This window comes from Ruegeria halocynthiae, from assembly GCF_900106805.1.
GTDB classification, from domain to species: domain Bacteria; phylum Pseudomonadota; class Alphaproteobacteria; order Rhodobacterales; family Rhodobacteraceae; genus Ruegeria; species Ruegeria halocynthiae.
Map to the genome: position 1 here is coordinate 1 of NZ_FNNP01000030.1, position 2,255 is coordinate 2,255.

Here is a 2,255-nt window from a genome sequence, read left to right on the forward strand (position 1 = left end):
TGATCCGCAAGGGCCAGCTTGGGCGTTCAACAAGCGGATTCCGTCAATTTGCAGAGCTCGCTGGATAATAGCGGCCAGTCAAAACGATAGCTTTGAACTACGCCAAATTTTGCGACAAAGCCATCTGGCGGAGTTGTTCGATGTGTCACGGCCTACTGTGTATCGCGTCTTGCAGCGGACACAGAATACAAGCGAGCCTTCAATCGCAACATAGTGGCCCTTCAGACTTGCGCTCAGATGGGCGAATGGAACCTTGCCCCCGAGATTCACAATTGGCAAATTGCCACCATGGTAGAAGCAGCAGTCTCTCAATCTTTGAAAGCTCACAGGCAGAAGCGCAGTCTGACAATTCAGAAACTGGCCGATGCCTCCGGTGTCAGCCGTGCGATGATTTCCAAGATCGAACGAGGCGACGCGGTACCGACAACCTCGGTTCTTGGCAAACTGGCGGAAGCGCTGGATACGTCGATCTCGCAACTCATTGGCGGACGGGTGGCATCGTCGGCAGTTGTCGTGCGCGCAGAGGATCAGCCGGAATACCGCGATCCCCGCTCGGGATTTGTGAGACGATCCCTTTCGCCGCTCTATCACGGCAGGGGTGTCGATTTTGTCCAGAATTCCTTGCCCCCTGGACAAGCGACCGAGCCGTTTCCATCCCACCGTGCGGGAGTTGAAGAACATCTCTTTGTCCAGTCGGGACAGTTGGCAGTGACCGTAGGCAGTGAGATTCACAAGCTGAGCGCAGGCGATTTCCTGTTCTACCCGGCCAACCAGGAACACAGCTTTCACAACACCGGCAACGATGAAGCTGTTTTCTTTATCGTCATTGATGGCACCGGCGCACAGGCAGCAAACAAATAACTATTGCGGGGAAGTGATAGTCTCCTAAAGTAGATTACATCTACTTTAGGAGAATCAACATGCGCCTACTGATATTGGGAGCAGGAGGTATCGGGGGCTATCTCGCGGCCCGGATGTCAGAAGCTGGATTTGCGCCGCGATTGCTGGTGCGACAAAACCGGGCCATCAATCTGCAACAACAAGGGCTGCACCTGAAAAGCCCGTTGGGAAACTGGAGCGGATTGCCTGATCTGGCAACCGATGCCAAAGCTCTTCCAGACGCCGATTTCATTTTCCTGAGCTGCAAGGCCTATGACCTGAGTTCGGCTCTTGAAGCGGTTTCCCCATGCGTTTCAGACACCACAGTCATTGTGCCGTTTCTGAATGGCGTTCGACACATCGAGGTGATCCAGGCAAGGTTCCCCGATTGTGCCGTCTGGGGTGGTGTCGCCCATCTTGGCGTCAAAGTGGAGTCGGACGGATCAATCAGCCATTTCAACAATCTGAACCGGTTCTTCCTTGGACCGCTGCATCCAGACGCCAATGATGAGCGTGCCGATATGTTGATTGGCCAGATGCAAGCCTCTCCAATCGATTTGCGCGTGAGGAGCGACATTAAGCAGGACATGTGGGACAAGTTGGTCTTTCTGGGCACCCTTGCAGGAATGACATGTCTGATGCGGGCGAGCATTGGCAGGATCCTGGCGACCGCCCAGGGCGAGGATTTGATCCTGCAGTTGCTGGGTGAATGTGCCCGCATCGCCGACGCAGAAGGGTTCTCGCCAGCGCCAGCGGCCCTGGACGAATACCGAAAGCAGCTCACAGATCGCAACTCGCAATCTACCGCATCAATGCTCAGAGACATTTCCAGCGGAGCTGAAACCGAAGCCGACCATATTCTGGGCGATCTCTCGGAACGCGCCGCCCGTCATGCCCTGCGCGTTCCACTCTTGAGAACCTGTCTCTCCCATTTGCAGGCATATGAACTCGGGCAGCGGACCGCCGCTTTGAATTCCGCATGATTGATGTGCGAAAAGGTGTTTTGCTGGGACTGCTTGGCGTTTTTTCCTTCAGCCTGACCCTGCCAATGACGCGCATTGCTGTACAGGGACTGTCACCGGATCAAATCGCGATCTGGCGGGCAATCGTGGCTGCACTGGTGGCCGGGGTCGTATTGCTGATACTGCGGCCGGAGCGACCGCGCGGCAGGCAGTTCATCCCATTGATCGGGTGCAGCCTGGGCACCGTATTCGGATTTCCGTTCTTTATCTCTCTCGCGATGCAGACTGTTCCGGCGTCTCAGGGTGCAATTGTGGTGGGCTGTCCGTCGTCAGGGATTTTGGGACAGATGGCGGCGTGAGCTAAGAGAGGGTCTGGCTCATCTGGTTCATGTGATTATGCGGCGGATTTGCGGT

General features: G+C 55.6%; 3 protein-coding genes. All 3 read left to right on the forward strand.

Annotated elements, in window-relative coordinates; translation table 11 throughout:
* Positions 1-237: 237 nt before the first annotated feature.
* Genes BLU89_RS21005 through BLU89_RS21015 form a run of 3 tightly spaced genes read left to right on the forward strand, consistent with a single transcriptional unit; the run spans position 238 to position 2,200 of the window.
* A complete protein-coding gene (locus BLU89_RS21005; protein ID WP_218129444.1) occupies positions 238-861 on the forward strand; it encodes a helix-turn-helix domain-containing protein in 624 nt (207 codons plus the stop codon).
* A 59-nt stretch (positions 862-920) separates the two neighbouring features.
* Positions 921-1,862, forward strand: a complete 942-nt coding sequence (locus BLU89_RS21010; RefSeq protein WP_074739693.1) for a ketopantoate reductase family protein — start codon at positions 921-923, stop codon at positions 1,860-1,862.
* Positions 1,859-2,200, forward strand: coding sequence for an EamA family transporter (locus BLU89_RS21015; RefSeq protein ID WP_074739695.1), 342 nt, complete (start codon positions 1,859-1,861; stop codon positions 2,198-2,200). The genes BLU89_RS21010 and BLU89_RS21015 overlap by 4 nt, the downstream gene beginning before the upstream one ends.
* Positions 2,201-2,255: the final 55 nt, after the last annotated feature.

Bases quoted from the DNA above. Each gene is read 5' to 3' on its own strand.
- BLU89_RS21005 (WP_218129444.1), top strand. From the start codon at position 238: ATGGGCGAATGGAACCTTGCCCCCGAGATTCACAATTGGCAAATTGCC.
- BLU89_RS21010 (WP_074739693.1), top strand. From the start codon at position 921: ATGCGCCTACTGATATTGGGAGCAGGAGGTATCGGGGGCTATCTCGCG.
- BLU89_RS21015 (WP_074739695.1), top strand. From the start codon at position 1,859: ATGATTGATGTGCGAAAAGGTGTTTTGCTGGGACTGCTTGGCGTTTTT.